The following is an 18,194-nucleotide window of genomic DNA, read 5'->3' on the forward strand; positions in this document are numbered from 1 at the left end:
ACACCCCAGTCACCACCGCGGGCACGGGCCTCGGCGTTCTGCCCGGGCCGCACCCGAACCCTCACCCCCGTTCCGGAGGAACCACCCGCTTCTCCTCCGCGAAGTGGCACGCGGACGGGTGGTGGGCCGGGCCCTCCGCGAGGCGGAACTCGGCCGGGACGGCCAGCAGCGGGACCTCCTGCGCGCACCGCTCGCGCGCCTTCCAGCACCGGGTGCGGAAGGTGCAGCCGGAGGGCGGGTTCGCCGGTGAGGGCACATCGCCGGTGAGGATGATGCGCTCGCGGTGCTCGCGCGCCATGGGGTCCGGCACCGGCACCGCCGAGAGCAGCGCCTGGGTGTAGGGGTGGGTAGGGTGGTCGTAGATCTCCTCGTCCCGGCCGATCTCGACGATCCGGCCCAGGTACATCACGCCGACCCGGTCGGAGATGTGCCGCACGATGGACAGGTCGTGGGCGATGAAGACGTAGGAGAGGGAGAACTCGCTCTGCAGCCGGTCGAGCAGGTTGACGACCTGGGCCTGTACCGACACGTCGAGCGCGGAGACCGGTTCGTCCGCCACGATGACCTCGGGCCGCAGCGCCAACCCCCGTGCGATGCCGATGCGTTGGCGCTGGCCGCCGGAGAACTGGTGCGGGTAGCGGTTGATGTACTCCGGGTTGAGCCCGACCACGTCGAGCAGGTCCTGGACCTTGCGGCGGCGGTCCCCCTTCGGGGCGACCTCGGGGTGGATCTCGTACGGCTCCCCGATGATGTCGCCGACCGTCATGCGCGGGTTCAGCGAGGTGTACGGGTCCTGGAACACCATCTGGATGTTGCGGCGCACGGCCTTCAGCGCACGGCCCGACATCCGGGTGATGTCCTCGCCCTTGTACTTGATCTGCCCGGCCGTCGGGCGCTCCAGGTTGACCAGCATCTTGGCGACCGTGGACTTGCCGCAGCCGGACTCGCCGACGATGCCGAGCGTCTCGCCCGCGGCGAGGTCGAAGGAGACCCCGTCGACGGCCTTGACCGCGCCGACCTGCTTCTTGAAGAGGACGCCCTGGGTCAGCGGATAGTGCTTGACCAGATCCCTGATCTCCAGAATGGCCTCAGCCATCGAGGGTCTCCTTCCAGAAGAAGCACGCGCTCTGCCGGCCCGGGGCCACGTCGAACAGCGGCGGCACCTCGCTGCGGCAGATGTCCTGGGCCATCGGGCAGCGCGGGTTGAAGGCGCAGCCCGGCGGGATGTGCATCAGGTTGGGCGGCAGACCCTTGATCGCGTACAGCTCCCGGCCCTTCTGGTCCAGGCGCGGGATCGATTCGAGCAGGCCCTTGGTGTACGGGTGCGCGGGGGCCTTGTAGATCTCGTGCACCGGGGCCTGCTCGACGATCCGGCCCGCGTACATCACCGCGATCTTGTCCGCGACGTCGGCGACCACCCCGAGGTCGTGGGTGATCAGGATCAGCCCCATGTTCAGCTCGCGCTGGAGCTCCGCGAGCAGGTCCATGACCTGGGCCTGCACGGTGACGTCCAGGGCGGTGGTCGGCTCGTCCGCGATGATCAGCGAGGGCTCCAGGGCCATCGCCATCGCGATCATGATGCGCTGGCGCATACCGCCGGAGAACTGGTGGGGGTACTGGCCGACCCGTTCCTTCGCCGCGGGGATCCGCACCCGGTCCATCAGCTCGACGGCCTTGGCCTTGCCGTCCTTGCGGGACATGCCCCGGTGCACGGTGAACATCTCCGAGAGCTGGTCGCCGACGCTGAGCACCGGGTTCAGGGACGACAGCGCGTCCTGGAAGATCATGGCCATCTCGGAGCCGCGCACCTTGCGCCGCTCGTCCTCCTTGAGCTTCAGGAGGTCCCGGCCCTGGAAGAGGATCTCGCCGCCGGCGATCCGCCCGGGCGGCATGTCGAGGATGCCCATCACGGCCTGCGCGGTGACGGACTTGCCCGAGCCGGACTCGCCGAGCACGGCGAGCGTCTCGCCCGCCGCCACCGAGTAGTTGACCCCGTTGACGGCCTTGGCGACCCCGTCCCGCGTCCTGAACTCCACCTGGAGATCACGTACTTCGAGCAGCATGGCGGGTCTCCTCAACGCAGCTTGGGGTCGAGGGCGTCGCGCACCGCGTCGCCGAGCATGATGAACGCGAGCACCGTGATCGCCAGCGCGCCGGCCGGCCAGAGCAGCATGTGCGGGGCGTTGCGGATGTACTGCGAGGCGGCCGAGATGTCGATGCCCCAGGAGACGGTGGGCGGCTTGAGGCCGACGCCGAGGTAGGACAGCGTCGCTTCGAGGGCGATGTAGGTGCCGAGCGCGATGGTGGCCACGACGATGACCGGGGCGACCGCGTTGGGCGCGATGTGGCGGAGCAGCATGCGGGAGTTGGAGGCGCCGAGCGCGCGGGCCGCCTGCACGTAGTCGTTCTGCTTGGCGGTGATGACCGAGCCGCGGGCGATGCGGGCGATCTGCGGCCAGCCGAGCAGGATCATGAAGCCGATGACCGGCCAGACGGTGGAGGAGGTGACCACCGAGAGGAACACCAGGCCGCCGAGGACGACGGGGATGCCGAAGAAGATGTCCGTGACGCGGGAGAGCAGCGCGTCCCAGCCGCCGCCGAAGAACCCGGCGAGCCCGCCGACGAACGAGCCGAACAGCGCGACGCCGACGGTGGTGCACACGCCGACGGTGACGGAGGTGCGGGCGCCGTAGACGGTCCGCGTGTAGACGTCGCAGCCCTGCCCGTTGTAGCCGAAGGGATGGCCGGGCTGGGAGCCCTCCTGGGCCTTGGCGAGGTCGCACTGGAGCGGGTTGCCACTCGCGATCAGGGAGGGCCACAGCGAGATGACGACCAGGAAGAGGATGACCAGGCCCGAGATGATGAAGACGGGGTTGCGCCGCAGGTCGCGCCAGGCGTCGGACCAGAGGGAACGCGGCTTCTCGGTGGGGCCGGTGCCCTGCGGCCCGCCCGGCGTGCGCTCCAGGCTGGTCGCCTCGCTCGCCGCGAGGTCCATCGCCCCGCCGGCCCCCGTACCGGCGATCGCTCCGTCGTCGTAAGGCTCAGGCATAGCGGATCCTCGGGTCGAGTACGGCGTACAGGAGGTCGACGATGAGGTTGGCGATCAGGAAGACCAGGACGAGCACGGTGACGAAGCCGACCACCGTCTGGGTGCTCTGGCGCAGGATGCCCTGGTAGAGCTGGTAGCCGACGCCGTGGATGTTGAAGATCCGCTCGGTGACGATCGCGCCGCCCATCAGGGCCCCGACGTCGGTGCCGATGAAGGTGACGACGGGGATCAGCGAGTTGCGCAGCAGGTGCTTGGTGATCACCCGGCGGCGCGGCAGCCCCTTGGCGACGGCGGTGCGGACGTAGTCGGCGCGGGAGTTCTCGGCGATCGAGGTCCGGGTGAGCCGGGTGACGTACGCCAGCGACACGGACGCCAACACGAGTCCTGGGATGAGGAGTTCGTTGAACGGGGCCTCCGGCGAGACCGTGGGTTTGACGACCCCCCATTCGATGCCGAGCAGCAGCTGGAGGAGCAGCCCCGTGACGAAGACGGGGATGGCGATGACGATGAGGGTGAGCAGCAGCACGACGGTGTCGACGGGACGGCCCCGGCGCAGGCCGGTGACCACGCCGAGGCTGATGCCGATGACGATCTCGAAGAGGATCGCCACGATGGTGAGGCGGATGGTCACGGGGAAGGCCGTGGACATCAGCTCGGTGACCTTCTGCCCGTTGAACGCGGTGCCGAAGTCGCCGGTGAACACGTTCCCCATGTACGTCAGGTATTGCTGCCACACCGGCTTGTCGAGGCCGAACTCCTTCTTGAGCTGGGCGACGGTGGCGGGGTCGCACGCCTTGTCGCCGCACAGGCCCGCGATGGGGTCGCCCATCACGTTCACCATCAGGAAGATCAGCAGCGTGGCCCCGAAGAAGACCGGGATCATCTGGAGCAGACGCCGGATCACATACCGTCCCATGGGGCCCTCCGGGGGTCGTCGGAACTCTCAACGGCCGTGGCCCGGCGCCGAGTTGAGCGCCGGGCCGCGCCCTACGGCGTCAGCTGACCTTGATCTGGTCGTAGACCGGGACGCTGAACGGGTTGAGCGAGACGTTGGAGACCCGGGTCGAGTAGCCGGCGCTGCCGTTCTGGTACCAGAGCGGGATGGCCGCCATCTGGTCCCGTACGACCCCTTCGGCCTGCTGGAAGGTGGAGACCGCCTTGGCCTTGTCGGTCTCGGCGTTGGCCTGGTCGACCAGCTTGTCGAACTCGGCGTTGGTCCACTTGCCGTCGTTGGAGGAGGCGCCGGTGTAGTACAGCGGCTGGAGGAAGTTCTGGATCAGCGGGTAGTCCATCTGCCAGCCCGCCCTGAAGGGGCCGCTCATCTTGGACTGGGTGATCTGGCTGCGGAAGTCGGCGAAGGTGCCGACCGGGCCGCCGACGCACGCCCGGTCGTTGCCGAGCGCGTTGTTGATGCTGTTGCAGACGGCGTCGACCCACTCCTTGTGCGAGCCGGTGTCCGCGTTGTACGAGACCTTCAGCTGCCCGCCGGGGATGCCACCGCCCTCGGCGATGAGCTTCTTGGCCTCGGCGGGGTTGTAGGTGCAGCCGTCCCCGCAGAGCCCGGCCTTGTAGCCGCCCGCCTCGCCGAGCACCGGCGAGGTCCAGTCGGTGGCGGGGGTGCGGGTCTTCTGGAAGATGGTGTCGGTGATCTGCTGCCGGTTGATCGCCATCGAGATGCCCTTGCGCACCTTGGCCGCGTTGGGGGTGTTCCAGGCGGCGTCGTAGTACGGGAAGGCGAGCGTCTGGATGATGCCGGCCGGGGTGTTGATGTACCGGTCCCCGAGGTCGGCCTTCACGTTCTTGAGCTGGGAGGCGGGCACGTCGTCGACCAGGTCGAGGTTGCCGGCCGTCAGATCGGTGTAGGCGGTGTTGTTGTCGGTGTAGACCTTGAGGTCGATGCCGCCGTTCTGCGCCTTGTCCGCGCCCATGTACCCGGCCCACTTGCGCATCGAGAGCTTCGAGCCCTTGGCGTACGAGTCCACCATGTACGGGCCGTTGCCGACGGGCTTGGAGAGCCAGGCCGCGTGGTCGTCGAAGAACTGCCGGGGCAGCGGCGCGAACGCGGGATAGCCGAGGGTGTCGGGCCAGGTCGAGAACTTCTGGTTGAGCTTGACCGTGAAGGTCTTGTCGTCGACGACCTTGAGGCCGGACATCGTGTCGGCGGCCGGGCTGCCGCTCTTGGGGTGGATCTGGTCGAAGCCGTCGATGTAGGCGAACATCGAGGCGTTCTTCTGGTTGTTCTTCAGGTTCGCGCCGTAGTTCCAGGCGTCCACGAAGGACTTGGCGGTGACCTTCTCGCCGTTGGAGAACGTCCAGCCGTCCTTGAGGGTGACCTTGAAGTTCTGCGAGTCCGAGGTCTCGATGGTGTCGGCGAGCATGTTCTTGGCCTCGCCGGTCTTCGGGTCGTACCGCTTGAGGCCGCGCGTCAGCATGTCGAGGACCTTGCCGCCCTGGACCTCGTTGGTGTTGGCGGGCTCCAGCGGGTTCTGCGGGTCACCCCAGGAGGAGCTGACGATTCCGTCGGCGCCACCGCCACCACCGCTTCCCCCACCGCCGCAGGCCGTCGCCGCGAGGGCGACGATCACCGCACCTGCGGCCCACTTGGCGTGCGTGGCTCCGCGCATGGAGTCCTCCTAGGGTTCCACTTGAGTCCCAAGTCTCACTTAGGCCCAAATATCACCCCAGAAGCGGACAGGTCGCACCTTTACCAGCGCCGTACGGGCGCACGAACGGGTGGGCCCGCGATTCCGTCAGGAACCGCGGGCCCACCCGTGAGTGCTGGTCGTCAGGCGGCGCCGACGACGTCCTTCTCCTCGGCGAAGTGGCACGCCGACTCGTGCGCGACCGGGCTGTCCACGCCCTGGAAGCGCTCCGGGATCGCGAGCAGCGGGACCTCGGTGGAGCAGCGGTCCTCCGCCTTCCAGCACCGGGTGCGGAAGCGGCAGCCCGACGGCGGGTTGGCGGGCGAGGGGACGTCTCCGGTGAGGATGATCCGCTCGCGGTGCTCGCGCGCGTCCGGGTCGGGGACCGGGACGGCCGAGAGCAGCGCCTGGGTGTAGGGGTGCGTCGGGTGCTCGTAGATCTGCTCGTCGGTGCCGATCTCGGCCATCTTGCCGAGGTACATCACGCCGACGCGGTCGGAGATGTGCCGCACGATCGACAGGTCGTGCGCGATGAAGACGTACGACAGGTTGAACTCGTTCTGCAGCTTCTCCATCAGGTTGATGACCTGGGCCTGGACGGACACGTCCAGGGCGGAGACCGGCTCGTCGCAGATGATGATCTCGGGGTTGAGGGCCAGGCCGCGGGCGATGCCGATGCGCTGGCGCTGACCGCCGGAGAACTGGTGCGGGTAGCGGTTGATGTACTCCGGGTTCAGGCCCACGACGTCCAGGAGCTCCTGGACCTTGCGCCGCCGGTCGCCCTTGGGAGCCACCTCGGGGTGGATCTCGAAGGGCTCCCCGATGATGTCGCCGACCGTCATGCGCGGGTTCAGCGAGGTGTACGGGTCCTGGAACACCATCTGGATGTTGCGGCGCACGGCCTTCAGAGCGCGCCCGGACAGCTTGGTGATGTCCTGGCCCTTGTAGAAGACCTCGCCGGCGGTCGCCCGCTCCAGCGTCATCAGGAGCCTGGCGACGGTGGACTTGCCACAGCCGGACTCGCCGACGATGCCCAGGGTCTCGCCCTGGTACAGGTCGAAGGAGATCCCGTCGACGGCCTTGACCGCACCGACCTGCTTGCGGAACAGGATGCCGCTGGTCAGCGGGAAGTGCTTGACCAGATTGCGGACCTGGAGGATCGGCTCGCCCCGGTCCACCGGGGCGTCGAGGATCGCCTCGACCTCGGTGGTCGTGGAGGCGTCCGCCTTGACGACGTCGGTGACGTTGGGGGTGACGTCCACGGCCTCGTCCTTCTTGTCGAGCTCAGCCATGGATCGTCTCCTTCCAGAAGTGGCAGGCGCTGCCGCGGCCGACCAGATCGGTGCCGTCCTGCTCGGTCACCGGCAGCAGGGCCGGGACCTCCTCGCGGCAGATGTCCTGAGCCTGCGGGCAGCGCGGGTTGAAGGCGCAACCGGTCGGGATCTTCAGGAGGTTGGGCGGCAGACCCTTGATCGCGTACAGGTCCTGGCCCTTCTGGTCCAGGCGCGGGATCGAGGCGAGCAGACCCTTGGTGTAGGGGTGCGCGGGGCGCTTGTAGATCTCGTGCACCGGCGCCTGCTCGACGATCCGGCCCGCGTACATCACGGCGATCTTGTCCGCGACGTCGGCGACCACGCCGAGGTCGTGGGTGATCAGGATCAGGCCCATGTTGTACTCGCGCTGGAGCTCCGCGAGCAGGTCCATGACCTGGGCCTGGACCGTCACGTCGAGCGCGGTGGTCGGCTCGTCCGCGATGATCAGGTCCGGCTCCAGGGCCAGCGCCATGGCGATCATGATGCGCTGGCGCATACCGCCGGAGAACTGGTGGGGGTAGTCGGTGACCCGCGCCTTGGCGGCCGGGATCTTGACCTTGTCCATCAGCTCGATGGCCTTGATCCTGGCGTCCTTGCGGGACAGCCCCTGGTGCACCTGGAACATCTCGCCGAGCTGGTAGCCGACGTTGAGCACCGGGTTGAGCGCGGAGAGCGCGTCCTGGAAGATCATCGCGATCTTCTGGCCACGGATCTTGCGGCGCTCCTCGTTGGACATCTTGAGCATGTCCTGGCCGTGGAAGAGGATCTCGCCCTGCGGGATCTTCCCCGGCGGCATGTCGAGGATGCCCATGATCGCCTGGGCGGTCACGGACTTGCCGGAGCCGGACTCGCCGAGCACGGCGAGCGTCTCGCCCGCGTTCACCGAGTAGTTGACACCGTTGACCGCCTTGGCCACACCCTCACGGGTGTGGAACTCCACGTGCAGGTCACGGACTTCGAGCAGCGCCGCGGACTCGTCCCCGTTGGGACGCTGTGCCGGAACGTTGAGGGTCTTGTCGATAGTGGTCACGTACGCCCTCCTCAGCGCAGCTTGGGGTCGAGGGCGTCGCGCACCGCGTCGCCGAGCATGATGAACGCGAGAACGGTGAGGCTCAGCATGCCCGCGGGGAAGAACAGTGCGTGCGGGGCCGTGCGGATCACGCGCTGGGCCGACGAGATGTCGATGCCCCAGCTGATCGTCGGGTCCTGCAGACCGATGCCGAGGTAGCTCAGCGTCGCCTCGGCGCCGATGTAGCCGCCGAGCGCGATCGTGGCGACCACGATCACCGGGGCGACCGCGTTCGGCAGGATGTGCCGGAGCATGATCCGGAAGGTGCCGGCGCCGAGCGCCCGGGCCGCGGTGACGTAGTCGGCGGCCTTGGCGGTGATCACGGCGCCGCGCATGACGCGGGTCATCTGGGTCCAGCCGAGCACCGCGAGGGCGAACACCACGGTCCACACGGTGCGGTTGGTGAACGCGTTGAGGATCACCAGCGAACCGAGCAGCAGCGGGATGCCGAAGAAGATGTCGGTGACGCGCGAGACCAGCGTGTCGACCCAGCCACCGAAGTAGCCGGCCACCATGCCGGTGATGCCGCCGACGATGGTGACCGCCGCGGTGACACAGATGCCGACGGTGATCGAGGCCCGGGCGCCGTAGAGCGTACGGGCGTAGATGCTGCGGCCCTGACCGTCGTAGCCGAACCAGTCGGGCTGGAACAGGTGACCCCAGTTGGGGGTGGTCAGGTAGTGGTTGCGCAGGTCGCCCGCGCGCGGGTCCACCGAGGTGAACAGGCTCGGCGCGATGGAGATCGCGATGAGCAGCAGGATGAGCAGCGCGGAGAGGATGAAGACCGGGCGGCGGCGCAGATCGCCCCACGCGTCCGACCAGAGGCTGCGCGGCTTGTCGACCTGGTCCGCCGGGGCGTTTACGGCCGCCGATCCGGGGACCGAGGTCTTCTCGATGGTGTCAGGCATACCGGATCCTCGGGTCCAGGACCGCGTAGAGCAGGTCGACGATCAGGCTGGAGAGGAGGTAGACGACGACCAGGACGGTCACGAAACCGACCACCGTCGCACCTTCCTTGCCGTTGATGGCGCGGTAGAGCGCGTTTCCGACACCCTGCACGTTGAAGATTCCCTCGGTGACGATCGCGCCGCCCATCAGGGCGCCGAGGTCGGTTCCGAGGAAGGTCACCACCGGGATCAGCGAGTTGCGCAGCAGGTGGCGGGTGATGATGCGGCGCTTGGGCAGGCCCTTGGCGACGGCGGTGCGGATGTAGTCCGCGCGCAGGTTCTCGACGATCGAGGTGCGCGAGAGCCGTGCCACGTAGGCGAGCGAGAGCGAGCCGAGCACGATGGCCGGCAGCATCAACTGGCCGAGATCCATGGAGTCCTGGACGGTCGGCGTGACCCATCCGAGTCCGTCCGCGAAGATCGCCTGGAAGACGTAGGCCAGGACGAAGATCGGCACGGAGATCACCAGGAGGGTGATGACCAGGACGAGCTTGTCCATGAGCTTGTTGCGGCGCAGGCCCGAGAGGACACCGAGCAGCACGCCGAGGACGAGCTCGATGGCGAACGCCATGAGCGCGAGCCGGACGGTGACCGGCAGCGCCTCGCTCATCACGTCGGTGACCTTGCGGCCCGACATCGTCATGCCGAAGTCGAAGTGGGCGAGGTTGGAGATGTAGTCCCAGTACTGCTTCCACAGCGGCTGGTCCAGGCCCAGTTGGTGCTTGATGGCGGCGAGCTGGGCGGGATCTGCCGCCTTGTCGCCCCACATGGCTCTGACGGGGTCGCCCGGCAGGGCGTACACCATCAGGAAGATGAGCAGGGTCGTCCCGAGGAATACCGGGATCATCTGGAGCAGTCGCCTCGCGACATAACGCCCCATGGTGCCTCCATAGATGGGTCGGCGCGACGGCGGCCGGACCGCTCCCCCAAAGCGTAGGGGGGAGCGTCCGGCCGCGTCTTCACTGTGCCTGCCCCGCGATTGCGGAGCTTGGGGGTGGGCCGGATGCCGACCTGGTTACTTCTTCTTGACCTCGACCTGGGTGAACACCGGGTCACCGAAGGAGTCGTACTTGACGTTCTGGACGTTGTTCGACCAGCCCGCGTTGGTCTTGTAGTACCACAGCGGGATGGACGGCATGTCCTTGGCCAGAACGGCCTCGGCCTGCTGGTAACCGGCCACGGTCTGGTCGACGTTGGTCGCCTTGTCGGCGTCCTTCGAGAACTTGTCGAACTCCGGGCTGGAGTACAGCGAGTCGTTCGCCGAGGCGCCGGTGCCGTAGATGTCCCGCAGGAAGTTGGCGTTCAGCGGGTAGTCCTGCTGCCAGGCCGACCGCATCATGCTGGTGACCTTGTGACCGTCGATCAGGTCACGGGCGGTCTTGAAGTCGGGCTTCGGGTCGCCGGTGCACTCCACGCCGGTGGCCTGACGGATGGAGTTGCAGACCGCGTCCACCCACTCCTTGTGACCGCCGTCGGCGTTGTAGAGGATGGTGACCTTGTTGTTCGGAACGCCACCACCCTCCTGGATGAGCTGCTTGGCCTTGGCCGGGTTGTACGTGCAGGACTCGCCACAGGCGCCCTGCTTGTAGCCGGCGACACCCGGGGCGACCCAGCTGTCGGCGGGCTGACGCGAACCCTGCAGCACCGTCTTGGTGATGGTGTCGCGGTCGATCGCCATCGAGAGACCCTGACGGACCTTGGCCTTCTCGGGGGCCTTCCACGCCGGGTCGTACATGGCGAAGGCGACCGAGGTGATGCCACCCATCGGCTGGTCGACGGCACGGCTGCCGAGGTCCGCCTTGTACTTGGGCAGGTCGGTCGGGTCGACCTGGTCGAGCACGTCCAGGGTGTCCGAGGTGAGCTCCTTGTAGGCAGCCTCGGCCTGGGTGTAGTTCTTGAAGACGATGCCGCCGTTCTTCGGCTTGTCTTCGCCCTTGTAGCCGGCGTACGCCTTCAGCGTGACGGCCTTGTTGTGCTCCCAGCTGACGAACTGGTAGGGGCCGTTGCCGATCGGGGCCTCGCCGTACTTCTTCGGGTCGGTGAAGAAGGCCTTCGGCAGCGGCGAGAAGGCGGTGTAGCCGAGCTTGTACGGGAAGTACGAGACCGGGGCCGTCAGGTCGATCTGGATCGTCTTGTCGTCGATCGCCTTCAGACCCGACATCTTGTCGGTCTTCGGGTCACCCTTGTCGGGGTGGACGTCCGCGTAACCGGCGATGTCCGAGAACCAGTTGGAGTTGACCTGGTTGTTCTTGGTGTTGGCCGACCAGTTCCACGAGTCCACGAAGGACGAGGCGGTCACCGGAGTGCCGTCGTGGAAGGTCCAGCCGGTCTTGATGGTGATCTTGTAGTGCTGGGAGTCAGTGGTCTCGATCTTGTCGGCCATCTGGTTCCGCAGCTTGCCCGTCGCCGGGTCGTAGTCCGTCAGCCCCCGGAACAGGTTCTTGACGATACGTCCGCCACCGACCTCCATGGCGTTGGCCGGCTGCAGCGGGTGCTGCGGCTCGCTGCTCTGGTAGCTGTAGACGCCCTGGGCGTCCACCGCGGCCTTCGCGTCCGAGCTCTTGCCGCCGCCACCGCAAGCGGTGGCGCCCAGGGCGATGATTGCCGCTCCCGCGACCCACTTGGCGCTCGTAGCACCACGCATGGGTTTCCTCCTCATGAGTCCACTTGTCACTACAAGAGGGGTACTTCTACGCGCGCTGACACCCCTGACAGCGCTGTTACGTCAAGTACCCCGAGTGTGCTCGTGAGTCGGCACTCCCCACAGTGCGTGACCCATTGACCCGAGCTCAATGGAGCCAACTATTAAGTACGGCCGGGCTGTAAACCACACTTAAAGGGTCTCGTTTTGACAACATCGGTATCGGTCAACGGCCCGAAATCCGGACAAAATGAGCACAGACAGACACGCCCGAAACGGACCGTTAACACATCTTCCGGAGAGCGACGGTCGATATCCGAACAGGATGCCCCTTAAAACAACTTGACCGTAGTGCCCCGCGGTCGTCGCTCACCGTGCTCTTTGACAGTCCTTTGTACTTGATCGCCCGCGCGTGTGTACGCGGACTCCCAAACCCTCCTGACGCACGCCGAAGGCCCGGCTCCGCTGCTGCGGGGCCGGGCCTTCGGGGCGTACGGGGTACGTCAGTTGCGCTTGGCGCGGGACGCGGTGCGGCCGCGCTCCTTGGCGTCCAGGACGACCTTGCGGATGCGCACGGCCTCCGGGGTCACCTCGACGCACTCGTCGTCGCGGCAGAACTCCAGGGACTGCTCCAGGGAGAGCTTGCGGGCCGGCACCACGTTCTCGGTGTTGTCGGCGGAAGCGGCACGCATGTTGGTGAGCTTCTTCTCCTTGGTGATGTTCACGTCCATGTCGTCGGCACGCGAGTTCTCACCGACGATCATGCCCTCGTAGACCTCGGTGCCGGGCTCGGTGAACAGCACACCGCGCTCCTGCAGGTTGATCATGGCGAAGGGGGTGACCGAACCGGCCCGGTCGGCCACGAGCGAACCGTTGTTACGGGTCGTCAGGGTGCCGAACCAGGGCTCGTGGCCCTCGTGGATCGAGTGGGCGATACCGGTGCCGCGGGTGTTCGTCAGGAACTCCGTACGGAAGCCGATGAGGCCGCGGGAGGGAACGACGAACTCCATGCGGACCCAGCCGGAGCCGTGGTTGGACATGTTGTCCATGCGGCCCTTGCGGACGCCCATGAGCTGCGTGACCGCGCCCATGTGCTCCTCGGGGACGTCCACCGTGAGGCGCTCGACCGGCTCGTGGGTCTTGCCGTCGACCTGCTTGGTGACCACCTGCGGCTTGCCGATGGTCAGCTCGAAGCCCTCGCGGCGCATCTGCTCGACGAGGATCGCGAGCGCGAGCTCACCACGGCCCTGGACCTCCCAGGCGTCGGGGCGCTCGGTGTCCAGGACGCGCAGCGAGACGTTGCCGATGAGCTCGCGGTCCAGGCGGTCCTTGACCTGCCGGGCGGTGACCTTGCGGTCCTTGACGGTCGCCTTGGCGTCCGCGCCCTTGCCGGAACCACCACGGCCGACCAGCGGCGAGGTGTTGGTGCCGATGGTCATGGAGATGGCCGGCTGGTCCACCGTGATCAGCGGCAGCGCGATCGGGTTCTCCGGGTCGGCCAGGGTCTCGCCGATCATGATGTCGGGGATACCGGCGACCGCGCAGATGTCACCGGGGCCGGCCACCTCGGCCGGCTTGCGGGTGAGCGCCTCGGTCATCATCAGCTCGGTGATGCGGACGTTGGCGATCGTGCCGTCCCGCTTGATCCACGCGACCGTCTGGCCCTTGCGCAGCTCGCCCTGCTCGACGCGGAGCAGCGCGATGCGGCCGAGGAAGTTGTCGGCGTCGAGGTTGGTGACGTGCGCCTGGAGGGGGGCGGTCTCGTCGTACTCGGGGGCCGGGACGTGCGAGAGGATCGTCGAGAAGAACGGCTCCAGGTTCTCGCTGTCGGCCGGGACCGTGCCGTTCTCCGGCTTGGTCAGCGAGGCGACGCCGTCACGGGCGCAGGCGTAGACGATCGGGAACTCGATCTGGTCCTCGTCCGCGTCCAGGTCCAGGAACAGGTCGTACGTCTCGTTGACGACCTCGTCGATCCGGGAGTCCGGGCGGTCCGTCTTGTTGATGCACAGGATGACGGGCAGGCGCTGCTGAAGCGCCTTGCGCAGCACGAAGCGGGTCTGCGGCAGGGGGCCCTCGGAGGCGTCCACGAGCAGGACCACCGCGTCCACCATCGAGAGACCGCGCTCGACCTCGCCACCGAAGTCGGCGTGGCCCGGGGTGTCGATGATGTTGATGGTGATGACGTCGCCGCCATCCTTGGGGTGGTACTTCACGGCCGTGTTCTTGGCCAGGATCGTGATGCCCTTCTCACGCTCCAGATCGTTGCTGTCCATCATGCGGTCGTCGAGCGACTCTGCGGCGTGCGCGGCGAAGGCACCGGCCTGCTTGAGCATGGCGTCGACCAGCGTGGTCTTGCCGTGGTCGACGTGGGCGACGATGGCGACGTTACGGATGTCGTGGCGCGTGGGCATACTGACTGGCGCTTCTCTCGATCGTGGGATCAGGCGTCTGACGCGGTCGAGTCCTCGTCCGCCCGCCGGGCAGACAGGCCACGGCTGCACCCCATGGTACGGGGCCGCCGCGCCGACGGCCTCCCGGGCCGATTCGGCCGATCTTCGAGCAGGGGGCTACGCCGTGATTGAGCCTGGGTCAGGGGCGTACACGACCTTGCCCGCCGGCGGGGCCGGCGGGCAAGGGACTTGAGCAGGTTCTGAGCTTGGGGCCGATCGGGCCCGCGCCTGTGACCTGCTGGTTTTCTCTTCTACTTCTTAGTGTTCGTCGATCCGTTGTGTGCCGTTTCCGGCTTCTTGAACCCGATGTCCTCGAAGTTCGGGGCCGCGAAGCCGAAGGCGCCCGCATTGGCCACATTGGGCTTGACCGCGACCAGCTGGGGGCGCTGGTAGAGCGGGATCGAGCCGGCCGCCGCCCAGATCCGGGCGTCCGCCTTGCGGACGAGGTCGCGGGCCTCGTCCTCGTCCAGCTCGCCGGCCGCCTGCTCGAAGAGCTGGTCGATGCGGTCGCTGCCGACCCGGCTGTAGTTCTGTTCGACCAGCAGCGAGCCGTCGGAGGCGGGCTCCGGCTTGGCGAAGATCGGCCGGTCGTCGGTGGCCGGGTAGGCCGTGCCGGGCCACGAGTACAGGGCCAGGTCGAAGTCGCCGGAGGCGATGTGGTCCTTGAAGTAGCTGTCGTCGGCGACCTTGACGATCTCCGTGTTGATCCCGATGCCCTTCAGCATCGCCGCGATCTTGTCGCCCACGCTGCGCAGCGACTCGGAGCCCGGGCCCGAGGGCAGGACGAAACGCAGGGTGAGCGGCTTGCCGTCCTTGCCGAGCGGACCGCCCTGCGGGGCCGGGGCGGCCGTGCCCTGCGGGGCGTACGCACCGGGGGCGCCGCCCTTGAGCCGGGCCTCCGTCTTGGTGTTCCTGCCGGTGTCCTTCTTGGCCTGCTCGGCGGGCTCGGCGTCGAAGAACCGGGCCTGGCGCAGCAGCGCGGCCTGCTGCTGCGCCGCGGTGCGGGCCGGGGCGAGCACATGGGTGCCGGAGGCGGCAGCGGCGGCGCCGGAGCTGCCGGGCTTGTCGTCGCCGACGATGTAGGTGCCCTCGTCGTCCGGGTGGTTGCCGGAGCCCGGCGGGTTGTCGGAGGCCCGGCGCTTGCCGTCCTCGGAGTCCTCGGCGCCCTCGTCGGCCTTGCTGCCGGCCTTGGCGACGTCCTGCTTGGGCTTCTGCCGGGCGCCGTCCGCGGTCCAGCCCGCGTCGGCGAGCAGGGCCCTGGCCTCCTTCTCGTCCTGGCTGCCGAGCGCGTCGCTGCTGTCGCTGTACGCGTCCTGCCCGGCGAGGGCGAGGTGGCTGCCGGGAGGCTGGGCGGGCAGGCCGAGCGGCTTGAGCACGGCCTCGGCGAGCTCCTGGCGGTTGAGCGCGCGGGCCACCGCGCGCCGCACCCGCTCGTCCGCGAGCGGCCCGGAGGCCCCGTTCAGGGCGAGCTGGGTGTAGGCGGGCTCCAGGGTCTTGCGGATGGCGAAGCCGCGGAGGCCGGCCTGTTCCCTGGCGTACTTCTCGATGGCGGCCCGGCTCTCCTTGCGGGCCTCCTGCTCGGCCTCCGCCTTGTCGTCCTCGGCGCCGTGGGCGACCGCCCAGGAGCGCAGCGCGGACGCGGGCGTGATGGCGGCGGCGGGGCCGTGCGTGACGGCCTGGCCCTTGTCGCGTTCGGCGAGCGTGATGCGGTCGGCGTCCGCGCGGTCGATCTCGGCCACGTCCACGCTGCCCTCGGCGAGCGCGGCGGCCCGCTTGTCGCGCGGTACGGCCTGCAGGACGAGGGTGTCGAGCTTGGTGGGGCGGCCCCACCAGCGCGGGTTGCGCTCCAGGGTGACGGTGCCCTTGGCGCGGTCGGCCTCCTTGAGCCGGAAGGCTCCGGCGGTCGCCTTCAGCTTGGTGCGGGCGCCGTCGTTGAAGGCGTCAGGGGTGCCGGTGACGTCCTTCGGGTAGAGCGGGCTGAACAGCGAGCGCCAGTCCGCGTACGGCTTGGCGAAGGTGACCTTGACCTCCAGGTCGTTGGCGCCCTTCTCGATCTTCTCGATGCGCTCGTACCCGGCGTTGCGGGCGGTCCAGTACGCCGAGTCCTTGCCGCTGAGCGCGCGCCACTGGGCCACGAAGTCGGGGGCGCCGATCTCGCGTCCGTCGCTCCAGACCGCCTTCTGGTTGAGCTTGTACAGGACGACCTGCTTGGGCTCGTGCTGGACGACCTCGGCGGACTCCAGGTAGTCGGCGTTGCGCTGTGGGCGGCCCCGCTGGTCCAGCGTGAACAGCGCGGGCAGCACCGCCTGGGCGACGCGCTGGGAGGCGGCGTCGGCGTCGGCCTGGAAGGTGTTGAGCGTCTCGGGCATCGCGTCGACGGCCCACTTCAGGGAGCCCCCGTCGGCGACGTTCTGCCGGGCAGCGGCCCCGATGTCCTGGGGTGCGGCGCCGGCCGCGGTCCCGCTGTCGGCGGAGCCGCAGCCGGTCAGCAGCACGGGGAGCGCGAGCACCCCGGTGGTCAGGAGCGCGACGGAGCGCGACCGGACGGAGGCCGCGGTCCGGATCGCAGCGACGATCCGGGGCGCCCTCCCGTTCGGGTCACCGACGTGGGACATGGCTTGTACCTCTTCGTCAGATTTATGGGACTTCATGCCATTTCGCGATGATCACACCTATCCCAGCCACTGAAGAGGACGGCCCCCCTGCCGGGACGGCGACACGGCGCAGCGGCCCCCGAACCCCACCCGTGCGGCCGAACGCACCCGCGAATTCGGCCGCCCCGCACCGGCCTTTCTCGAACACGGGGCCGATATGAGACACCCCACGCATCCGCGACCCCACAACCCCGTGCACGCACCTTCACAACCGCGCATGTGAGGCGCGACACTCTCAGGCGCATGAACATTGCCACCCGCTCCGGCGAAAGGCAGGCAAGTCATGTCCCTGCAGGACGAGTTGACGGCGGCCCAGCGCTGCCTCGACGACCTCGTACGAACCGTCGGGCGCCTGGAGAAACAGGTCGGGCACGGCCTGGACATCCGGCGGGTACGGACCGACACCGACCATCTGCGCGAGAGCCTCGCCCTGCTCCGCGAGGCGGCACCGAGCGGCGCGGCGGCGGCCCGGCCCGACCTGGTCACCATCTCCGACACCCCGTACGACGCCTCGCTCTGGACCGATTCGGACGACGAAGGGCTCGGGAGCACCCGGTCCCGCGGCCGGCGCACCCCCTGACCTCCACGGGAGCCACTCTTGGCCACAGGCACGGAACCCTCTCCCCTGACGGGGGACAGCACCGGCGTCCATGACGCCTCGCGCGCCGCGATCGGACCCCGCCATCTGCGCACCGACCGGTGGTGGCTGGCCCCGGCCGTGACCGCGGCGGGACTGCTGGCCTTCGTCGTCTACTCGACGTGGCGGGCGTTCGCGAACGCGGACTACTACCACGCGCCCTACGTGTCGCCGTTCTACTCGCCCTGTCTGGCCGACAACTGCGCGCCCATGCGGCACGGCCCGAACGCGGACGTCTTCGGCAGCTGGTGGGGCCTGTCCCCCGCGCTCCTCATCCTGATCTTCCCGCTCGGCTTCCGGCTGACCTGCTACTACTACCGCAAGGCGTACTACCGGGGCTTCTGGGCCTCGCCGCCCGCCTGCGCGGTGGCCGAGCCGCACAAGAAGTACTCGGGCGAGACCCGCTTCCCGCTCATCCTGCAGAACGTCCACCGGTACTTCTTCTACTTCGCGGTGGTGGTCGCGGGGATCCTCACCTACGACACGGCGCTCTCGTTCCGCGACGAGCACTACCGCTGGGGCCACATGGGCCTCGGCAGCCTCCTCTTCCTGATCAACATCGCGCTGATCTGGACGTACACCCTGTCCTGCCACTCCTGCCGGCACATCATCGGCGGCCGGCTGCGGCACTTCTCCAAACACCCGGTGCGCTACCGGCTCTGGGGCTGGGTCGGAAAGCTGAATGAGCGTCACATGCTGCTCGCCTGGGCCTCGTTGATCAGCGTGGCGCTCGCCGACTTCTACGTGTATCTCCTCGCCACCGGGGCGTTCGACGATCCGAGGTTCTTCTAA

General features: G+C 68.3%; 14 protein-coding genes. 2 read left to right on the forward strand and 12 right to left on the reverse strand.

Annotated features, from left to right (window positions below):
* Window positions 1-61: 61 nt before the first annotated feature.
* The 12 genes from ACFYZA_RS29985 to ACFYZA_RS30040 all read right to left on the reverse strand — a co-directional run bounded on the left by ACFYZA_RS29985 (window position 62) and on the right by ACFYZA_RS30040 (window position 16,726).
* Window positions 62-1,096, reverse strand: a complete 1,035-nt coding sequence (locus tag ACFYZA_RS29985; protein WP_382595442.1) for an ABC transporter ATP-binding protein — start codon at window positions 1,094-1,096, stop codon at window positions 62-64.
* Entirely contained in the window at window positions 1,089-2,063 is a 975-nt protein-coding gene (locus ACFYZA_RS29990) for an ABC transporter ATP-binding protein (RefSeq protein ID WP_382595439.1), read from the reverse strand. Before ACFYZA_RS29990 ends, ACFYZA_RS29985 begins: the two co-directional genes overlap by 8 nt.
* Before the next feature lie 11 nt (window positions 2,064-2,074).
* A complete protein-coding gene (locus tag ACFYZA_RS29995; protein WP_382595436.1) occupies window positions 2,075-3,049 on the reverse strand; it encodes an ABC transporter permease in 975 nt (324 codons plus the stop codon).
* A complete protein-coding gene (locus ACFYZA_RS30000) occupies window positions 3,042-3,965 on the reverse strand; it encodes an ABC transporter permease (protein ID WP_382595433.1) in 924 nt (307 codons plus the stop codon). Before ACFYZA_RS30000 ends, ACFYZA_RS29995 begins: the two co-directional genes overlap by 8 nt.
* A 79-nt stretch (window positions 3,966-4,044) precedes the next feature.
* Window positions 4,045-5,673, reverse strand: coding sequence for an ABC transporter substrate-binding protein (locus tag ACFYZA_RS30005; RefSeq protein ID WP_382595430.1), 1,629 nt, complete (start codon window positions 5,671-5,673; stop codon window positions 4,045-4,047).
* A gap of 161 nt (window positions 5,674-5,834) precedes the next feature.
* Entirely contained in the window at window positions 5,835-6,983 is a 1,149-nt protein-coding gene (locus ACFYZA_RS30010) for an ABC transporter ATP-binding protein (RefSeq protein ID WP_382595426.1), read from the reverse strand.
* Window positions 6,976-8,034, reverse strand: coding sequence for an ABC transporter ATP-binding protein (locus ACFYZA_RS30015; RefSeq protein WP_382595423.1), 1,059 nt, complete (start codon window positions 8,032-8,034; stop codon window positions 6,976-6,978). Before ACFYZA_RS30015 ends, ACFYZA_RS30010 begins: the two co-directional genes overlap by 8 nt.
* A gap of 11 nt (window positions 8,035-8,045) precedes the next feature.
* Window positions 8,046-8,981 (reverse strand): ABC transporter permease, encoded by a 936-nt coding sequence (locus tag ACFYZA_RS30020; RefSeq protein WP_382595420.1) that lies wholly within the window; start codon window positions 8,979-8,981, stop codon window positions 8,046-8,048.
* Window positions 8,974-9,900 (reverse strand): ABC transporter permease, encoded by a 927-nt coding sequence (locus tag ACFYZA_RS30025; protein WP_382595417.1) that lies wholly within the window; start codon window positions 9,898-9,900, stop codon window positions 8,974-8,976. Before ACFYZA_RS30025 ends, ACFYZA_RS30020 begins: the two co-directional genes overlap by 8 nt.
* Before the next feature lie 135 nt (window positions 9,901-10,035).
* Window positions 10,036-11,664, reverse strand: coding sequence for an ABC transporter substrate-binding protein (locus ACFYZA_RS30030; RefSeq protein ID WP_382595414.1), 1,629 nt, complete (start codon window positions 11,662-11,664; stop codon window positions 10,036-10,038).
* 500 nt (window positions 11,665-12,164) lie between these two features.
* The gene (gene typA / locus ACFYZA_RS30035) at window positions 12,165-14,072 is read right to left on the reverse strand and encodes a translational GTPase TypA (protein WP_382595411.1); all 1,908 of its coding nucleotides are present in this window, start codon (window positions 14,070-14,072) and stop codon (window positions 12,165-12,167) included.
* A gap of 290 nt (window positions 14,073-14,362) precedes the next feature.
* Complete coding sequence (locus ACFYZA_RS30040; protein ID WP_388493756.1) at window positions 14,363-16,726, reverse strand: ABC transporter family substrate-binding protein; 2,364 nt, start codon at window positions 16,724-16,726, stop codon at window positions 14,363-14,365.
* Window positions 16,727-17,048: 322 nt separating this feature from the next.
* Here ACFYZA_RS30040 and ACFYZA_RS30045 point away from each other — a divergent pair, with 322 nt between their 5' ends.
* Together ACFYZA_RS30045 and ACFYZA_RS30050 are read left to right on the forward strand one after the other, a co-directional pair.
* Complete coding sequence (locus tag ACFYZA_RS30045; RefSeq protein ID WP_382595405.1) at window positions 17,049-17,345, forward strand: hypothetical protein; 297 nt, start codon at window positions 17,049-17,051, stop codon at window positions 17,343-17,345.
* An 18-nt stretch (window positions 17,346-17,363) separates the two neighbouring features.
* Window positions 17,364-18,194 (forward strand): hypothetical protein, encoded by an 831-nt coding sequence (locus tag ACFYZA_RS30050; RefSeq protein WP_382595402.1) that lies wholly within the window; start codon window positions 17,364-17,366, stop codon window positions 18,192-18,194.

It is taken from the genome of Streptomyces sp. NPDC001828, from assembly GCF_042892175.1.
GTDB lineage: Bacteria > Actinomycetota > Actinomycetes > Streptomycetales > Streptomycetaceae > Streptomyces.

What these genes read in the sequence shown, in the direction of transcription:
- ACFYZA_RS29985 (WP_382595442.1), bottom strand. Translation starts at nt 1,096, where the DNA reads ATGGCTGAGGCCATTCTGGAGATCAGGGATCTGGTCAAGCACTATCCG.
- ACFYZA_RS29990 (WP_382595439.1), bottom strand. Translation starts at nt 2,063, where the DNA reads ATGCTGCTCGAAGTACGTGATCTCCAGGTGGAGTTCAGGACGCGGGAC.
- ACFYZA_RS29995 (WP_382595436.1), bottom strand. Translation starts at nt 3,049, where the DNA reads ATGCCTGAGCCTTACGACGACGGAGCGATCGCCGGTACGGGGGCCGGC.
- ACFYZA_RS30000 (WP_382595433.1), bottom strand. Translation starts at nt 3,965, where the DNA reads ATGGGACGGTATGTGATCCGGCGTCTGCTCCAGATGATCCCGGTCTTC.
- ACFYZA_RS30005 (WP_382595430.1), bottom strand. Translation starts at nt 5,673, where the DNA reads ATGCGCGGAGCCACGCACGCCAAGTGGGCCGCAGGTGCGGTGATCGTC.
- ACFYZA_RS30010 (WP_382595426.1), bottom strand. Translation starts at nt 6,983, where the DNA reads ATGGCTGAGCTCGACAAGAAGGACGAGGCCGTGGACGTCACCCCCAAC.
- ACFYZA_RS30020 (WP_382595420.1), bottom strand. Translation starts at nt 8,981, where the DNA reads ATGCCTGACACCATCGAGAAGACCTCGGTCCCCGGATCGGCGGCCGTA.
- ACFYZA_RS30025 (WP_382595417.1), bottom strand. Translation starts at nt 9,900, where the DNA reads ATGGGGCGTTATGTCGCGAGGCGACTGCTCCAGATGATCCCGGTATTC.
- ACFYZA_RS30030 (WP_382595414.1), bottom strand. Translation starts at nt 11,664, where the DNA reads ATGCGTGGTGCTACGAGCGCCAAGTGGGTCGCGGGAGCGGCAATCATC.
- typA (WP_382595411.1), bottom strand. Translation starts at nt 14,072, where the DNA reads ATGCCCACGCGCCACGACATCCGTAACGTCGCCATCGTCGCCCACGTC.
- ACFYZA_RS30040 (WP_388493756.1), bottom strand. Translation starts at nt 16,726, where the DNA reads ATGTCCCACGTCGGTGACCCGAACGGGAGGGCGCCCCGGATCGTCGCT.
- ACFYZA_RS30045 (WP_382595405.1), top strand. Translation starts at nt 17,049, where the DNA reads ATGTCCCTGCAGGACGAGTTGACGGCGGCCCAGCGCTGCCTCGACGAC.